General features: G+C 36.3%; 15 protein-coding genes and 1 pseudogene. 7 read left to right on the top strand and 9 right to left on the bottom strand.

The window, feature by feature from the left end:
* Genes FGL31_RS27585 through FGL31_RS06365 form a run of 3 tightly spaced genes read right to left on the bottom strand, consistent with a single transcriptional unit; the run spans position 1 to position 2,963 of the window.
* Complete coding sequence (locus FGL31_RS27585; protein WP_138090110.1) at positions 1-1,047, bottom strand: TonB-dependent receptor domain-containing protein; 1,047 nt, start codon at positions 1,045-1,047, stop codon at positions 1-3.
* 55 nt (positions 1,048-1,102) lie between these two features.
* On the bottom strand, positions 1,103-2,122 hold the full coding sequence (locus FGL31_RS27580; protein WP_138090109.1) for a SusC/RagA family TonB-linked outer membrane protein: 1,020 nt from the start codon (positions 2,120-2,122) through the stop codon (positions 1,103-1,105).
* Positions 2,103-2,963, bottom strand: coding sequence for a carboxypeptidase-like regulatory domain-containing protein (locus FGL31_RS06365; RefSeq protein WP_138090108.1), 861 nt, complete (start codon positions 2,961-2,963; stop codon positions 2,103-2,105). Before FGL31_RS06365 ends, FGL31_RS27580 begins: the two co-directional genes overlap by 20 nt.
* Positions 2,964-3,171: 208 nt before the next feature.
* On the opposite strand from FGL31_RS06365, the gene FGL31_RS06360 reads away from it, so the two are divergent.
* From FGL31_RS06360 to FGL31_RS06345, 4 genes are all read left to right on the top strand, one after another.
* Entirely contained in the window at positions 3,172-3,549 is a 378-nt protein-coding gene (locus FGL31_RS06360) for a very short patch repair endonuclease (RefSeq protein WP_232046313.1), read from the top strand.
* 275 nt (positions 3,550-3,824) lie between these two features.
* On the top strand, positions 3,825-4,703 hold the full coding sequence (gene prpB, locus FGL31_RS06355) for a methylisocitrate lyase (protein ID WP_099370436.1): 879 nt from the start codon (positions 3,825-3,827) through the stop codon (positions 4,701-4,703).
* A gap of 1 nt (position 4,704) precedes the next feature.
* A complete protein-coding gene (gene prpC / locus FGL31_RS06350; protein WP_138090107.1) occupies positions 4,705-5,859 on the top strand; it encodes a bifunctional 2-methylcitrate synthase/citrate synthase in 1,155 nt (384 codons plus the stop codon).
* Positions 5,860-5,886: 27 nt separating this feature from the next.
* The gene (locus FGL31_RS06345) at positions 5,887-7,335 is read left to right on the top strand and encodes a bifunctional 2-methylcitrate dehydratase/aconitate hydratase (RefSeq protein ID WP_138090106.1); all 1,449 of its coding nucleotides are present in this window, start codon (positions 5,887-5,889) and stop codon (positions 7,333-7,335) included.
* A 39-nt stretch (positions 7,336-7,374) separates the two neighbouring features.
* On the opposite strand, the gene FGL31_RS06340 is transcribed toward FGL31_RS06345, so the two are convergent.
* From FGL31_RS06340 to FGL31_RS06325, 5 genes and pseudogenes are all read right to left on the bottom strand, one after another.
* A complete protein-coding gene (locus FGL31_RS06340) occupies positions 7,375-7,641 on the bottom strand; it encodes a hypothetical protein (protein ID WP_171017564.1) in 267 nt (88 codons plus the stop codon).
* Positions 7,631-9,472: a 3-hydroxyacyl-CoA dehydrogenase NAD-binding domain-containing protein gene (locus FGL31_RS06335; protein WP_138090104.1), complete on the bottom strand. Its 1,842-nt coding sequence runs from the start codon at positions 9,470-9,472 to the stop codon at positions 7,631-7,633. Before FGL31_RS06335 ends, FGL31_RS06340 begins: the two co-directional genes overlap by 11 nt.
* 23 nt (positions 9,473-9,495) lie before the next feature.
* Positions 9,496-9,950 (bottom strand): annotated as a pseudogene (locus tag FGL31_RS24690) (acyl-CoA dehydrogenase family protein).
* A gap of 142 nt (positions 9,951-10,092) precedes the next feature.
* On the bottom strand, positions 10,093-10,659 hold the full coding sequence (locus FGL31_RS23160; RefSeq protein WP_197734109.1) for an acyl-CoA dehydrogenase family protein: 567 nt from the start codon (positions 10,657-10,659) through the stop codon (positions 10,093-10,095).
* 282 nt (positions 10,660-10,941) lie between these two features.
* Positions 10,942-11,367, bottom strand: coding sequence for a hypothetical protein (locus tag FGL31_RS06325; RefSeq protein ID WP_138090103.1), 426 nt, complete (start codon positions 11,365-11,367; stop codon positions 10,942-10,944).
* A 675-nt stretch (positions 11,368-12,042) separates the two neighbouring features.
* On the opposite strand from FGL31_RS06325, the gene FGL31_RS06320 reads away from it, so the two are divergent.
* From FGL31_RS06320 to FGL31_RS06310, 3 genes are all read left to right on the top strand, one after another.
* Positions 12,043-12,570, top strand: a complete 528-nt coding sequence (locus tag FGL31_RS06320; RefSeq protein ID WP_138090102.1) for a GNAT family N-acetyltransferase — start codon at positions 12,043-12,045, stop codon at positions 12,568-12,570.
* Positions 12,571-12,583: 13 nt separating this feature from the next.
* On the top strand, positions 12,584-13,081 hold the full coding sequence (locus tag FGL31_RS06315) for a GNAT family N-acetyltransferase (protein WP_138090101.1): 498 nt from the start codon (positions 12,584-12,586) through the stop codon (positions 13,079-13,081).
* Between the two features lie 106 nt (positions 13,082-13,187).
* Positions 13,188-13,940, top strand: a complete 753-nt coding sequence (locus tag FGL31_RS06310; RefSeq protein WP_138090100.1) for a class I SAM-dependent methyltransferase — start codon at positions 13,188-13,190, stop codon at positions 13,938-13,940.
* Between the two features lie 123 nt (positions 13,941-14,063).
* Here FGL31_RS06310 and FGL31_RS06305 read toward each other — a convergent pair whose 3' ends face one another.
* A complete protein-coding gene (locus FGL31_RS06305) occupies positions 14,064-14,594 on the bottom strand; it encodes a GNAT family N-acetyltransferase (protein ID WP_138090099.1) in 531 nt (176 codons plus the stop codon).
* Positions 14,595-14,619: the final 25 nt, after the last annotated feature.

Genomic DNA, 14,619 nt, shown 5'->3' with positions numbered 1-14,619 from the left:
TTAAAAATTAAGTTGTAAACCAAACATAAATGTTCTAGTTTTTGGATATACATTACGCTCTTCAAAACCTGGCTCTAATCCATTGATATTTACTTCAGGATCCAAACCAGTATAATTAGTAAATACAAATAAGTCCCTTCCTGTAGCATACACTCTCAAACTTTTAAATGGTTTAATCATTTCCCTATTGAAAGTATAACCAATATTAATAGCATCTACTTTTAAGAATGTACCCTTTTCCAACCAATAATCTGAAAGCTCTTTTTCACCCCTAACATTTTTATGATCTTCATAGGCTTCATCCAAGACGTTTTGTCCTTGAACATTTGGCAAACTGTAATACATATTGATCATGTTAAAAACATCATGACCAATCCAGCTTCTCATATAGATGTTTGCATCCCAATTTTTGTAGGTAAATTCGTTGTTCCATGATAATTGCATAGTTGGGATTGCATTACCAACGAACACCTTGTCTCCCGGAGTTTTACTTTGCTCACGTACATCAAAAGCATTTCCTTCCTTATCATAAAGCTTCCAATATCCATCATCTGTAAAACCAGCGAACCTCCACAAAAAGAATCTACCAATAGCTTCATTTGGATATAATCTTACTGCAGATCCTGGAGAACCCGGAGCAGGGAATCCTTTTCTATCAGAAAAAGTTTGACTGCCCCAAAGGGAATTTAATTTACTTTTATTGTGTGAGGCAACGATTGAGGTGGTGTAACTGAAATTCTCTTTTTGAACGGCTTTATAATTTAATTCAAATTCAAAACCTGTATTTTGCATACTACCCACATTCATCGTTGTTTTATCGTGGATTGCAGGAGGTTGAGAAACGGAGATATCATAAATCAAATCATCGATTTTACGTTTATAGACATCAAATCGACCACCTAATTTATTATTTAGTATAGTAAAGTCCATTCCAAGGTTATATTCTTTTTTCACTTCCCATTTAATCCCTGGATTTTGGTTGTGTTTAACCCCAAAAGTTCTAAACCATTTTCCATCTTGCAAAAACCATGTATCAGCAGAGTACATACGAGTAGAAACTTCAGCACCAAAACCTTCATTTCCTGTTTCACCATATCCAGCTCTAAAATTTCAAGTCGTTTATAAAAGTTATATCCTGCATAAAAGGTTCTTGAGACATTCTCCATCCAACGGAAACACCCGGGAAAAATCCCCAACGATTTTCAGGAGCAAATTTAGAAGACCCCTCATAACGTGCAGTTGCAGTCACAATATATCGATCCAAATATGAATAGTTTACACGACCGAAGAATGCAGCTAATTTAACCCAAGGATTTCTCCAAGACCCTAGACCTGAGCGGCCATCCGGCAAAAAGCTTCCTGTGCCCATATCATTTTCCTTGATTCCATCAACTGGAAAATCAGAGTTGTTTCCACTAAAACCACGACCATTGAAGTCTTGATAACTGTAACCTCCTACTGCATTCACAGAGTGTTGTTCCCAACGCTTGTTAAAATTAACAGTCCATTCAAATACGCGATCCAAATGTCGATTGAAATCTTGACTTGCATATCCATCAATTCCATCTAACCTTGACAATCTATGTTGAGCAGAACGAAAGAAACTCCCGTGCTCTGAATTGCTCTTAATACCAACAGTTGCACTGGTACTTAAAAAGTCAGTAAGATTTAACTTCAAAGTTGAATTTGCCAATAAATATCGATACTGCCTTCTGTCATCACGTAGCATAACCTCTGCTACAGGATTCCAATAATCGTAACCACCGTTAAACACATGATAACCAGTTACATCATCAGGATTATATGGAGTTTCAGTTGGGTTTAAAACCATTGCCATATTGAAGATGTCATTATTTGTGAAGTCTGCATCAACTTGATTATAACTTACATTGGACATTAATTCTGCAAATCCATCAAAGAATCTAAAGTTTGTATTAATACGACCGCCGATTTCACCACGTTTTGAACCAATTGCTATACCTTTTGCATCTCTTTTCGTAAATGTTGCATATACGTTAGCATCTTCAGAACCACCACTTACATTGAGAACTTGGCGATGGCTGAACGGGTTCTTATTGGTAACCTCATTATACCAATCTGTCCTATACCCTAAATCTTCCACCTAATCCTACTTCAACAAATTTCTCAGGAGATAAAACCTGTGGTCTTCTTCTGATACTTTCCATAAAATATTCTGAAGTAAAGTTTACACTAGGCTTACCAATTTGAGGACGTTTTGTTGTGATTAAGATTACACCTCCAGATGCCCTTGTTCCATAAATAGCTGCTGCTGATGCATCACGCAAAACTGAAATGGATTCAATATCTTCCTTAGCTACAGAATTTACATCCCCACCAGGAACTCCATCAATTACTACCAATGGACCTTGGGCAGCATTCACAGAATTGACACCTCTTAATTGTAGTGTAACTTGCGAATTAGGATCAGAACCATTATTCGATGATACGTTTAATCCAGCAACTTTTCCTTGCATAGACATCAACGGAGATACTGTTCCTGGAACAAAATCTTTAGGTTTGATAGTTGTAACCGCACTTGTTAATTCTTTTTTGTCCAAAGAACCGTAACCCACTACTACAACTTCATCTAATCCTTGAGGATCATCTTCTAATACAATAGAAATTGCGTTTCCATTTGAAGGAACTTCTTTGTTCAAATAACCAATCATAGTGACAGTTATGACTGCACCATTTGGAACATTAGACAATTCAAAATTTCCATTTACATCGGATTGGGTTTTGTTTTGAGTTCCTTTTACAGAAACCGTAGCGCCAGCTAGAGGTTGTCCATTAGAATCTTTGACAGACCCAGTGATACTTTGCTGAATAACAGAGTAAATGGCTGAGTCTGCAAATAACGGAGAAATTGGAACCATGCTAAGTGAACCGCTGAACAGTAGAATTTTGGTCAGCGTCCTGAAATAACCAGTTTGTTTTTTCATTAGTTAAGTAGGTTTATGTTATTATTAAGGTTTATTTTCGGGCGAAAATCTTAAAAAATCATTTGGTAAACAAATTTGAACATAATTACACTCTTTTGTTACAGTGTAGGAAAAATATGTTAAAACATATGATTTTAACTTATTTTATTTTCTTTGTTGATGTACCTATTTTCTTCTTAATTTTGAATTATGATTAACTACCTCTTGGATGACAAACCTATCAAAGTGCCACGCTTTGAGGAATCACAAGGCTTTTACACCAGTAAAAAGCGTAGCAAAATCATGTCTAAAATCAGAAGTAAAAACTCCAAAACCTGAGATCAAACTTCGGAAAGCTCTTTGGTCAAAAAATATTCGTTATCGAATACATCAAAATGAACTCCCGGGGACTCCTGATATTGTGATCAAAAAATATAAGTTAGCCATCTTTGTCGATGGGGAATTTTGGCACGGATACAATTGGAAAGAAGCAAGAGAAAATATCAAATCCAATCAAGAATTTTGGATTCCCAAAATTGAAAGAAACATTCAAAAAGACTTCGCAAGTAATAAAGCTCTGAGAGATTTAGGATACACTGTATTTTAGGTTTTGGTCGCATGAAATTCTTAAAAAACTGCCAATTATCTTGAATCAAATCGATCTTTTTATTGAAACAAGAAAACTTTATCGGTAAAGCAAACTTGCAACATTCCCTCCTATCCTTATATCCTTTTAAGTCAATTTCTTATTCATCTTTTCCAGTCAGAAAATTCTATTAACCCATAAATTTTCCTACCTTTAAAAGAGAGGCAAATTGGCAGTCCAAGTTCAATTTTGTCTTCAAAAATATCTATTATAAACTTTAAAAATTCCATCAATATATGAAGGATTCCGCAGGAAGAAAATTAAGGGATGCTATCCAATCCGAAACTCCACTCCAAATAGTCGGTGCTATCAATGCCAACCATGCTTTGTTGGCTGAACAATCCGGATTCAAAGCTATTTACCTTTCAGGTGGTGGTGTAGCTGCAGGCTCTTTAGGTATTCCAGATTTAGGTATTACAGGTCTTCAAGATGTGCTTATCGATGTAGAAAGAATTACAAATGTATGTTCACTGCCTTTATTGGTAGACATTGACACAGGTTTTGGACCTTCCGCATTCAATATTACACGAACGATACAATCACTTGAGAAGGCAGGTGCTGCCGGTATCCACATGGAAGATCAAGTTGGGGCGAAACGTTGTGGCCACAGACCAGGTAAAGAATTAGTATCAACAGAAGAAATGGTCGACCGCATAAAAGCGGCAGTACATGCAAGAAAAGACCCTGATTTTTTAATTGGTGCAAGAACTGATGCCATAGCGTCTGAAGGCTTGGATAAAGCTCTGGATCGTGCTGTAGCCTATCAAATAGCAGGTGCCGATTTTATATTTGCAGAGGCCGTTCGAAAAATCGAAGATTACACCAGATTTGCCGAAGCTACAGGATTACCCGTCCTTGCCAATATCACAGAGTTCGGCCAGACGGATCTATACACCGTTGAAGAACTTAAAAAAGCCAGAGTTTCCATTGTTTTATATCCTCTATCCGCATTTAGGGCGGCCAATAAAGCAGCTTTAAATGTATATGAACATATTCGTAAAGATGGAACTCAGGCAAATGTAATCGATACTATGCAAACTCGAGAAGAACTATATAAAAGCATAGATTACTATCGTTATGAGAATGAATTAGACCAATTATTTAAAAACAAATGATATGAAAGAAGCCAATGAAACTGGGTTTAAGCCTAAAAAAAGCGTTGCCCTTTCGGGTGTTCCTGCTGGAAACACAGCATTATGTACAGTAGGAAAAAGTGGAAATGACCTTCATTATAGAGGCTACGACATCTTAGATCTTGCAGAAAAAGCAACCTTTGAAGAAGTAGCTTACCTATTAATCCATGGTCATCTTCCAACTGAATCCGAACTTCAACATTATCAACAAAAATTAATTGCTGATCGCGGACTACCTCAACCATTAAAGGATGTCTTGAAATTAATTCCAGAATTTGCGCATCCAATGGATGTCTTAAGAACTTCAGTTTCGGTTTTTGGCACTCTGGAGCCAGAACCACTTATTCACGAAGTTGACACTACTAGAAATATAATCGATCGTTTAATGGCCAGTATGGGATCCGCACTATTATATTGGTACCATTTCAGTCATAATCAGAAAGAAATAGATGTCGAAACCTCTGATGCAACATTGGGTGGCCAATTTCTTCATCTTTTACATGGTGAAGAACCTAGGTCTTCTTGGGTTCATGCAATGCAAGTTTCGCTAAATTTATATGCAGAACACGAATTCAATGCCTCGACATTCACTTCTCGAGTAATAGCAGGAACTGGTTCTGACGTCTATTCGGCAATTTCAGGAGCAATCGGCGCACTTAGGGGCCCTAAGCATGGCGGTGCCAATGAGGTTGCCTATGAAATTCAAGAGCGATATGCCAATGCTGATGAAGCTGAAGCTGACATCAAGAAAAGGCTGGCTAACAAAGAGGTAATCATTGGTTTTGGACATCCAGTCTATACGATTGCCGATCCTAGAAATCAAGTGATAAAAAAAATCGCTAAACAGCTTTCTGAAGAAGCTGGTGATATGCGCCTGTTTGATATCGCCGAACGGATAGAAACAGTTATGTGGGATGAAAAAAGAATGTTCCCCAACTTAGATTGGTTTTCCGCAGTTGCTTACCATTTAATGGGCATCCCTACAGATATGTTCACTCCATTATTTGTTATGTCAAGAATTTCTGGATGGGGAGCACATATAATTGAACAAAGAGAGGATGGAAAAATAATCAGACCTAGTGCAAATTATACTGGACCAGAAAACAGAGAATTTATTCCAATATCAGAAAGAAAATAATAATTCAACAATCATTTAAATAAAATAATGTCTTCACATATTTCAAACAACAGACCCAATCCAGACCAAGTTTTAGTAGATATAGCTGATTATATCCTACAGTATAAAATAGATAGTGATCTAGCTCTAAAAACGGCACATTATTGCTTTCTAGACACATTGGGTTGTGGTTTTGAAGCCTTAACTTATCCTGCCTGCACAAAAATGCTAGGCCCTATTGTACCTGGGACAATTGTTCCTCATGGCGCTAAAGTTCCTGGAACACCCTATCAATTAGACCCTATCCAAGCGGCTTTCAATATCGGGGCAATGGTGCGCTGGTTAGATTTCAACGATACATGGTTAGCTGCAGAATGGGGACACCCGTCAGATAATCTAGGTGGAATCCTTGCCGTTGCAGACTGGATCTCTAGAAATCGAATTGCTCAGGGAAAGGAACCTTTGTTAATGATTGAAGTCTTGGAAGCCATGGTTATGGCACATGAGGTCCAAGGTGTCCTAGCACTAGAGAATTCATTCAATAAAGTAGGTCTTGACCATGTTATCTTGGTAAAGGTAGCTTCAACCGCTGTTGTCAGTAAACTATTGGGTCTAAGCAAAGATGAACTAATCAATGCCCTATCCTTGGCATTCGTAGATGGCCAATCGTTAAGAACATATCGACATGCACCAAACACCGGAAGCAGGAAATCATGGGCTGCTGGTGATGCGACCTCAAGAGCCGTACGATTGGCATTAATTGCTCAAAAAGGTGAAATGGGCTATCCCTCAGTTTTAACTGCTCCTGTTTGGGGATTTTATGATGTTTCTTTCAAAGGAAACCCTTTTAAATTCCAAAGACCTTACGGAACGTATGTCATGGAAAATGTACTGTTCAAAATCTCATTCCCTGCAGAATTCCATTCTCAAACAGCTGTGGAAGCAGCAATGACTTTGCATCAACAACTTAAAGATGCTGGGAAAACTTCAGATGACATCAAATCGATCAAAATCCGAACGCATGAAGCCGCTATCAGAATAATCGATAAAAAAGGACCATTGCACAATCCTGCTGACCGCGACCATGCCATTCAATATATGGTAGCAGTGCCTCTAATCTTCGGAAGACTTACAGCTGCTGACTATGAAGACAATGTTGCCTCGGATCCAAGAATCGATGAGCTCCGTGAAAAAATAACATGTTTTGAAGACCCACAAATTACCAAAGACTATCATGATCCAGAAAAACGCTCAATCGCAAATGCTCTGACATTAGAATTGAATGATGGTACTTTTTTCGATGAAGTTGTAGTGGAATATCCGATCGGTCACAGAAGACGTAGAGATGAAGGAATCCCTAAATTGTTAGAAAAATACAAGATTAATTTAGCCCGTGTTTTTGCAGAAAAACAACAAAAAACAATCCTTGACAATACGCTAGAATACGATAAAATAACAAAAATACCAGTTCATGAACTGGTTGATCTAATGGTATAAAAAAATGGGGAATCGCTTGATTCCCCATTTTGTTTTTTCTTAAGGCCAGTGCGAAATAAATCCATCATAAAATGTAAAACCTTCATCACGCAATTTCTTCAATGATTCAGGAATTTCCCACTCATCTCCATATTGCGAAAAGCTTTCGCAGTTCTTGATAAATTCATCCAACCCTATATTATCGATATAACTGAAAACACCTCCTGTCTGAGCTGGAAATCCAATTCCCAACACAGAACCAACGTCTCCATCTTCAGGATAATTTAAAACCTCTTCTTCCAAACATCGATAGCTATCAAGGGCCATAAACACCTAATAATCGATCCTGAATATCCTTATCAGAAATTTGAGTATCGAGTTTAGTTAGTTCGCGGTCTTTATAATATTTCTTCGGTTTATCATCTGGATAATCATAGAATCCACGACTCGATTTTCTTCCTGTCCTACCCTTCTTGATCATTCTTTGCAAATAATTATAAACCCTTTTTTGGCTATAACTCATTTCCGGCAACTGTTCATACACATGTACCATCAATGGCAATGAAATCTCATCCAAAACAGCCAAGGGACCAACCGCAAAACCAGCGTTTTTAGCACCGACTTCAATTCGCTCCATCGGAATTCCTTCCAGCAACATCGTAATTCCTTCCAACAAATAGTAAAAGAAAATCCTAGAAGTGAAAAATGCATTTCCATCATTGACTACAATAGGAATTTTATTCAACTTGCCCACAAAATGTAAAGCCTTTTCCAAAGTGATATCGGATGTCTCTTTTCCACAAATAACTTCTACAAGAGCCATACGGTCAACAGGAGAGAAAAAATGCAAACCTATAAAACGACTTGGATCATCGAAATTCTTTGCTAATTTCCCGATCGGTAAAGATGTTGTGTTAGAGGCATATATCCCACTCAACTGCAAATATCCTTTACTTTCCTTTATCACATCAGCTTTCAATCGTTTATCTTCAAATACTGCTTCAACGATAATTTCACAACCATCCAGGTCTTCAAGTTCTTCGGTGGCCAAAATGCGCTCCATGATTTTCGGCTTATCCTCCTCTTTCATTTTTGCAAGCTCGATCAGTTTATTACAAACTTTCTCTGAATATGCTCTTCCTTTCTCAGCACTTTGAAGATCTACATCTTTCAAAACGACATCGATTCCAGCTTTGGCAACTTCATAAGCGATGCCCGAGCCCATCATGCCAGCACCAATAACACCAACCTTTGAAATAGAATCTTCTTCTTCCAAATCCTCAGTGCTATCAATAGCTTCTTGAATTGCATAATGAAATGTTCGTACTCTAGCCGTGGTTTCTTTAGCCGTTAATATGCCATAATATGCCAGATGCTCACGCTCCAACAATTCCTTGAAATTCAATCCAGCAGATGCGTTTAATAAACCAAGTAGAACTTCAGTCATTAATGAAGGCTTTAAAGACTTAGAATTTAAGATATCCGTACCTTCCTGCAATACAGCATTGTCTATTTTCCACTTGAATTTGTCTTGTTGATTAACCTCTGAATTTTCTGCCAACCAATTTTGAACCTGATCCCACGAGGAAATCCGTCCATTAATTAGACCGACCTTTTCGGCTTCCTCTGGTTTTATCAATTTGCCCGAAGTCAATAGATCATAACAATATTCAGGTTTGAGGATACTGATAAGTTTGGTAAAACTACCATTCCCTGTCAACATGCCAAGGGAACCTTCTGGGAATCCCAATTTTGCTTTTGGTCCAATCGCAATTCTCCTATCAAACAAGAGAAGAAAAGCAGCAGCAAGACCTGTACACCTTTTATCGAACAGAACGACTGTTGGCTTTTCTATTTCCGATAATTCTAAGATCAAACCATCAATAATGTCGAGTTTCTTTATAAAACTATCATTTTTGGACTGGTCAATCAATTCAGCATAATCTGCATTTTCGAACTTACCCTCTAAGATTAATTGTAAACTAGTACAATCTTCTTTCTTTAAAACGGACAATAAAAGCTCTGTACAAAACTTAAATTCGTCTATAGAAAGGTCGTGCGGACTTGTGCGCACGTTGATCCATCTTAATTGATAAACTCCGTCAGCATTCTTACTCACGCTGATTTGCTCTTTAATTCTTTCTTTAATTTTGCTCATTATCAATTAATTTAGACTGTTATCTATCGTGATGCATAGTCAATTTCATCAATGAATATTTTTGATAAAATCTCTAGCATTATTTCTGAAGTTCCTCCTATAATTGTTCCGACTTTTGCATCTCTGTAAAGCCTTGATATTTTATAATCCTCAGTAAAACCATAACCACCAAACAGCTGCAAGCATTCCCGATTACTTTGACAGCGAGCTCACTACATTGCAATTTGGCAATAGAACATTCTTTTACTGCATAAACACCTTGATTCTGCAAATCACAACAATATTGCACAAATGCTTTTTGCACCAATATATCTGCCATCATCTGAGACACCCTATGACGAATAACTTGAAAATCCTTCAATTGTTTGTTAAAAGCTGATCTTTCCTTGATGTATTCCAAGGTATAATTAACGGCTGATTCAGCAGTAGCTAAGCTGTGAATAGCTGCCGTCAATCTTTCGAGCTGCAATCCACCCATCAAATATTTAAACCCTTCATCCAATTCACCAACTAAATTCTCTTTAGGAACAATGACGTTATCAAAACCCAATTCAGCAGTATCTGAAGCTAACCAACCCATCTTTTTTATCTTATTGGCGGTCACACCTGCAGCATTTCGGTCAATTAGCAATAAACTGACACCTTTTTTTCCAGCTTTGGGATCTGTTTTTACTGCAGTGATAAAAAAAATCACCATAATAACCATTGGTAATAAAGGTTTTTGAACCGTTCACTACAAAATGATCTCCTTCATCTACTGCGGTAGTTTTGATATTTTGAACATCGGAGCCTGCACCGGGCTCAGTAATTGCTACGGCACTCACCATTTCACCAGCAATCACTTGAGTAAGATATTTTTCTTTTAAAAATTCTGAACCATATTTCCATAGATAGGTTGCCGACATATATTCAATCACCAAAGCAGAAATCGTGAATCCGCCAGAAAAACATTGCGACAATTCTTCGCAGAATATTTTGGAATAATCAAATTCTAAATTTAAGCCTCCGTATTCTTCAGGGAATATAAGACCTAAATAGCCCATATCACCCATTTTCTTCCAGATTGACTTATCAATTTCACCATTTTCCTCCCAAGTATCAACATTAGGAAGGATTTCTTTTTGAATAAATGAACGAAGACTTTCCCTGAAAACTTGATGTTCAGGGTTTAATTGTGTTATTAGCATAAAAGTTTATTTGGTTCAAACGAGCATATCTTTAATAAGCGAGATTATTAAAGAGTAGCTGAAATAAAAGTAGGAAAATTAGGTCAATTAGGCAACTTGGTTCTAGACTATTAAATAGACATAAGGCTAAAGAAAATCAAATTTGAAACAACACATAAAGCTCTAAAAAGGAACTATTCTAAAATTTTTTATTGCCTTATGTGTTGCAGATTGTATGAAAAAAATGTAATTATTATGAAAGGATATTCTAAAGCCTTATGTCTAATGTCTTAATTCTAGATTTTACGCAAAATAGTTGCCTTGAACCTCTTTAACTTTCTCATTAAAGATTTCTTCTGGACAATGTAGCAATTGTCTCAACGCAAAAAGTTGATAAAAACTTGGCTCATCGAGAATGTTAAGGAATAAGAAGATTTCTTTCAAAATCAATCTCTCTTTGTCGTCAGATCTAGAAGATAAAATCTCCAAAACCGTCAATTTTATCTCATTCAAACTTAGTTTGTAGTGATTTAGGCCACCTCCCAAACTCCAAAATCCCTGATCGATAATATCTTTGTATTTGATACGATCAAATAGATTAATAATTTGAAGTTGTTGCTCTTCACTTAAATTCTCAAGATTGTTAGTTGATGTAAAACAACTGGTCGCCACTTCCTGTAGCCTATTCTTGAGGTCTTGCCCTTCCAAGGTGTTGTTTGGTATTTCCATATTTTTTGAATTATGATAATTAAAAGCTGAACACCTCCCCAAAATCATGTTGCTGTAGCTTTATTGCACATAAACAGAAGGTTGCTACTTATTGAACATAACACTCCTGCTTATCGCGATTATCAATTTTAATCTGCAATAAAAATTTATTTATTACCCAAAGGAATTACCGATACAAAAGTAACTATATTTCAATTACTTTATTATTAAAACAAAATTTTTATAATATTTTTAATGAAGAAAAAATCAAACATTTATCGAATTATAATAAATAAAACATTTTAACTTTAATCCTATACTCCTAACTCACAATTATTTATAAATTTTAATATAGAAAACCACATAAAAACTAATTTTAAAATATAAATTAAAAATTATGAAAAGTTAAGTTGGATTTATTTAAATTTTTAAATAAGTATATTAATTTAATGTTAAGTGATGAGGCGTTTAAAAAAGCCATCAGGATTCGATGGCTTTAATTTATGGTTTTCTTAGGTAGTAAAATTCTTCTTATTCGAACGTTTTTTGAATAATTCAAACCCCTAAATTAATCAATTACAGCCGAATGAATTCCATAGTAACCCTGATTTATAATAATTATTGTCGAATAAAATCGACAAACAACTTAATTACAAAACATCATTATTATATTTAATTTCAATTATCAAGTTTTTTATGACTCCAAAACTCAACACAGAAAGACTTATCCTTCGAGAAATATTAGCGACGGATCGAGACGATTTATATGAAATGGATTCAGATCCACAAGTTCATAAATTTATTTTTAACCAGCCGGTTCATTCCATGGAAGAAATAGACAATGCTATAAAGTATATTCAAAATCAATACGTTGAAAACGGAATTGGCAGATGGGCAGTTGTGAGTCTAGACACTAATGAAATGATCGGTTGGTGCGGGTTAAAACTTCTTACAGAGCCTGTCAACGGCCGAGTTAATGTCTATGACCTCGGATATCGATTCAAGCAACGCCATTGGGGCAAAGGTTATGCTTCAGAAGCATGCAATGCAATAGTTGATTATGCAAAAAACAATTTAAAATTAAATTCTCTCATAGCAACTGTGCATCCTGAAAATACCGGATCTAAGAATATATTAAAAAAACTAGGGTTTAACTTTGGTGAACAATTTGATTATGATGGATCCCCTGCTATTTGGTGTGAATTGAACCTTGAATCAAAATAAAGAACCTTTTTAAATGATAAAACTCGAACCTTTCAGTTCGGAAGATTTCCAACGGTTAATTTCATGGGTTACTGACGCTAAAATTTTGGTTCAATTTGCAGGAACAAAATTTAAATATCCGCTATCGACAGACCAATTAGAGGCTCATTTGAATGAGAGCAAGAGGCATGTATTCAAAGGCGTATTATTTCCTGAGAACAATGTTATAGGACATGCTGAAATTCAAGTTGACGAACCTGGAATCGGTTTGATCAGTAGAGTTATTATAGGAGACCCAAATTACAGAGGAAAAGGATTAGGCAAAGAATTGTTATCAGCGGTTTGCAAAAAAGGTTTTGATGAACTCAATCTTCAACAACTCGATTTAAATGTATACGATTGGAATCATCAAGCAATACATTGCTACAGGCAAGTGGGATTTGAAGTAATTCCTTTTAAAAAGAGAATAACAATATTCAATGGAGAAGAATGGAATGTCCTAAGGATGAGGATTTCCAAAAAACTTAATTGAAAATTTTAAGCATCAAGAATCAATAAAATTTATCTGAGAGAATAGCCTTTTTGCTCATCAATTATTTGTAAATTTAATTGACAAATAGATGTAAAAAAAAGGTACTATGGCAACATTTAGTGACAATTTCTCTAAACAAGCATCTATTTATGCTCAGTTTAGACCATCATACCCTCACGAGTTGTATGATTATCTTAGTAGCTTAACTCCTGCCCACGACTTAGCTTGGGACTGCGGAACTGGCAATGGTCAATCCGCAATACATTTAGCTGACTTCTATGAAGCAGTTTATGCCTCTGACCCTAGTGAGGCCCAAATAAAAAATGCTTTCGACCATGATAAAGTAGTGTATCATGTAGAAAAAGCTGAAGAACCTAAGCTAAATGAGAATTCTGTAGATATTATTACGGTAGCACAGGCAATCCATTGGTTCGATATCGACAAATTTTATGAAGCAGCAAAAAAAGTCCTTAAAAAAGATGGAATAATCGCCGTATGGGCATACGCTGTACCCATTGTCAACAAAGATATTGATCCAATTACCCAACATTTCCATGATAAAATTGTTGGACCTTATTGGCCATCTGAAATCAAATTGCTCCAACAGGGATATACAACTATCCCTTTCCCTTTTCGAGAAATTGAACCACCAGAGTTTTTTATCCGAAAAAAATATAACCTGCAAGATTTCTTAGGACACTTATTGAGTTGGTCTGCTACACAAAGATATATCCAACAAGAAGAAAAGAATCCACTCTCAAAACTCAAAACTGAACTGGAACCGTTCTGGAAAGATGAAACCGAAGCAAAACAAGTGACTTGGAAAATTATTATGAGAGTCGGTAAATTACCAAGCTAGAAGAAAGTTAAATGTCAATGAAACATTTTATAACACGCTCTGTTGTTATAATTGGGTTTGGTGACAAACAGGAAAACGAATTCCAAAAAAAGAGGTTCAGCAGAACCTCTTTCTTTTATAATGCTATTCATCTAATTTCTTCTCAAAAGCTTTTCTTGCACTTCCCCTAAAATAAACCTCCCCACAATACACATAGCCCAATTTCTCCAACACCCTCAACATTCCTACATTATCAAAGTTCGTATCCACCTTCAAGCTCAGAAATCCATTTTTCAAACTTTCCTTCTCGGCTTCTTCAAGCATCCAGGTAGCTTGCCCTTTGACATACTTTTCCTGACTTACCGCTATTCTATGAACAACGGAGAATGGGCGGTTTGTTAACCATTGATCAGCAATCGCTTCATACGCAGGCTCACCATCGTAAATTAAAGCAAGATATCCCGTAAGTTCTCCAGCTTCGTTCAAACTAACATAGCCTTGGCCCTTTTCGATATCCAGCTTCACAACATCCAAATTCGGATAGCCATCCTGCCATTGACTGCTACCCTCCTCTTTTCTTTTAGCTATTGCCTCTTGAATAATAGACCATATAGCTGTCGCCTCACGTGGCTCAGCCTTTCTAAATGTATACCCTGAAAATTGTTCTAATGACATACTCAAATGTATAAAAAAATTCCCC

Origin of the sequence: Sphingobacterium daejeonense, assembly GCF_901472535.1 — a bacterium.
In the GTDB taxonomy this organism is placed as follows: Bacteria; Bacteroidota; Bacteroidia; order Sphingobacteriales; family Sphingobacteriaceae; genus Sphingobacterium; species Sphingobacterium daejeonense.
Note: the sequence above shows the minus strand (reverse complement) of the source record. Positions and strands in the feature narration are given on the sequence as shown.

Bases quoted from the DNA above. Each gene is read 5' to 3' on its own strand.
- FGL31_RS06360 (WP_232046313.1), top strand. From the start codon at position 3,172: ATGACAAACCTATCAAAGTGCCACGCTTTGAGGAATCACAAGGCTTTT.
- FGL31_RS06315 (WP_138090101.1), top strand. From the start codon at position 12,584: ATGATAAAACTCGAACCTTTCAGTTCGGAAGATTTCCAACGGTTAATT.
- FGL31_RS23160 (WP_197734109.1), bottom strand. From the start codon at position 10,659: ATGCTAATAACACAATTAAACCCTGAACATCAAGTTTTCAGGGAAAGT.
- prpB (WP_099370436.1), top strand. From the start codon at position 3,825: ATGAAGGATTCCGCAGGAAGAAAATTAAGGGATGCTATCCAATCCGAA.
- prpC (WP_138090107.1), top strand. From the start codon at position 4,705: ATGAAAGAAGCCAATGAAACTGGGTTTAAGCCTAAAAAAAGCGTTGCC.
- FGL31_RS27585 (WP_138090110.1), bottom strand. From the start codon at position 1,047: ATGTACTCTGCTGATACATGGTTTTTGCAAGATGGAAAATGGTTTAGA.
- FGL31_RS06365 (WP_138090108.1), bottom strand. From the start codon at position 2,963: ATGAAAAAACAAACTGGTTATTTCAGGACGCTGACCAAAATTCTACTG.
- FGL31_RS06310 (WP_138090100.1), top strand. From the start codon at position 13,188: ATGGCAACATTTAGTGACAATTTCTCTAAACAAGCATCTATTTATGCT.
- FGL31_RS06320 (WP_138090102.1), top strand. From the start codon at position 12,043: ATGACTCCAAAACTCAACACAGAAAGACTTATCCTTCGAGAAATATTA.
- FGL31_RS06345 (WP_138090106.1), top strand. From the start codon at position 5,887: ATGTCTTCACATATTTCAAACAACAGACCCAATCCAGACCAAGTTTTA.
- FGL31_RS06340 (WP_171017564.1), bottom strand. From the start codon at position 7,641: ATGGCCCTTGATAGCTATCGATGTTTGGAAGAAGAGGTTTTAAATTAT.
- FGL31_RS06335 (WP_138090104.1), bottom strand. From the start codon at position 9,472: ATGAGCAAAATTAAAGAAAGAATTAAAGAGCAAATCAGCGTGAGTAAG.
- FGL31_RS06325 (WP_138090103.1), bottom strand. From the start codon at position 11,367: ATGGAAATACCAAACAACACCTTGGAAGGGCAAGACCTCAAGAATAGG.
- FGL31_RS06305 (WP_138090099.1), bottom strand. From the start codon at position 14,594: ATGTCATTAGAACAATTTTCAGGGTATACATTTAGAAAGGCTGAGCCA.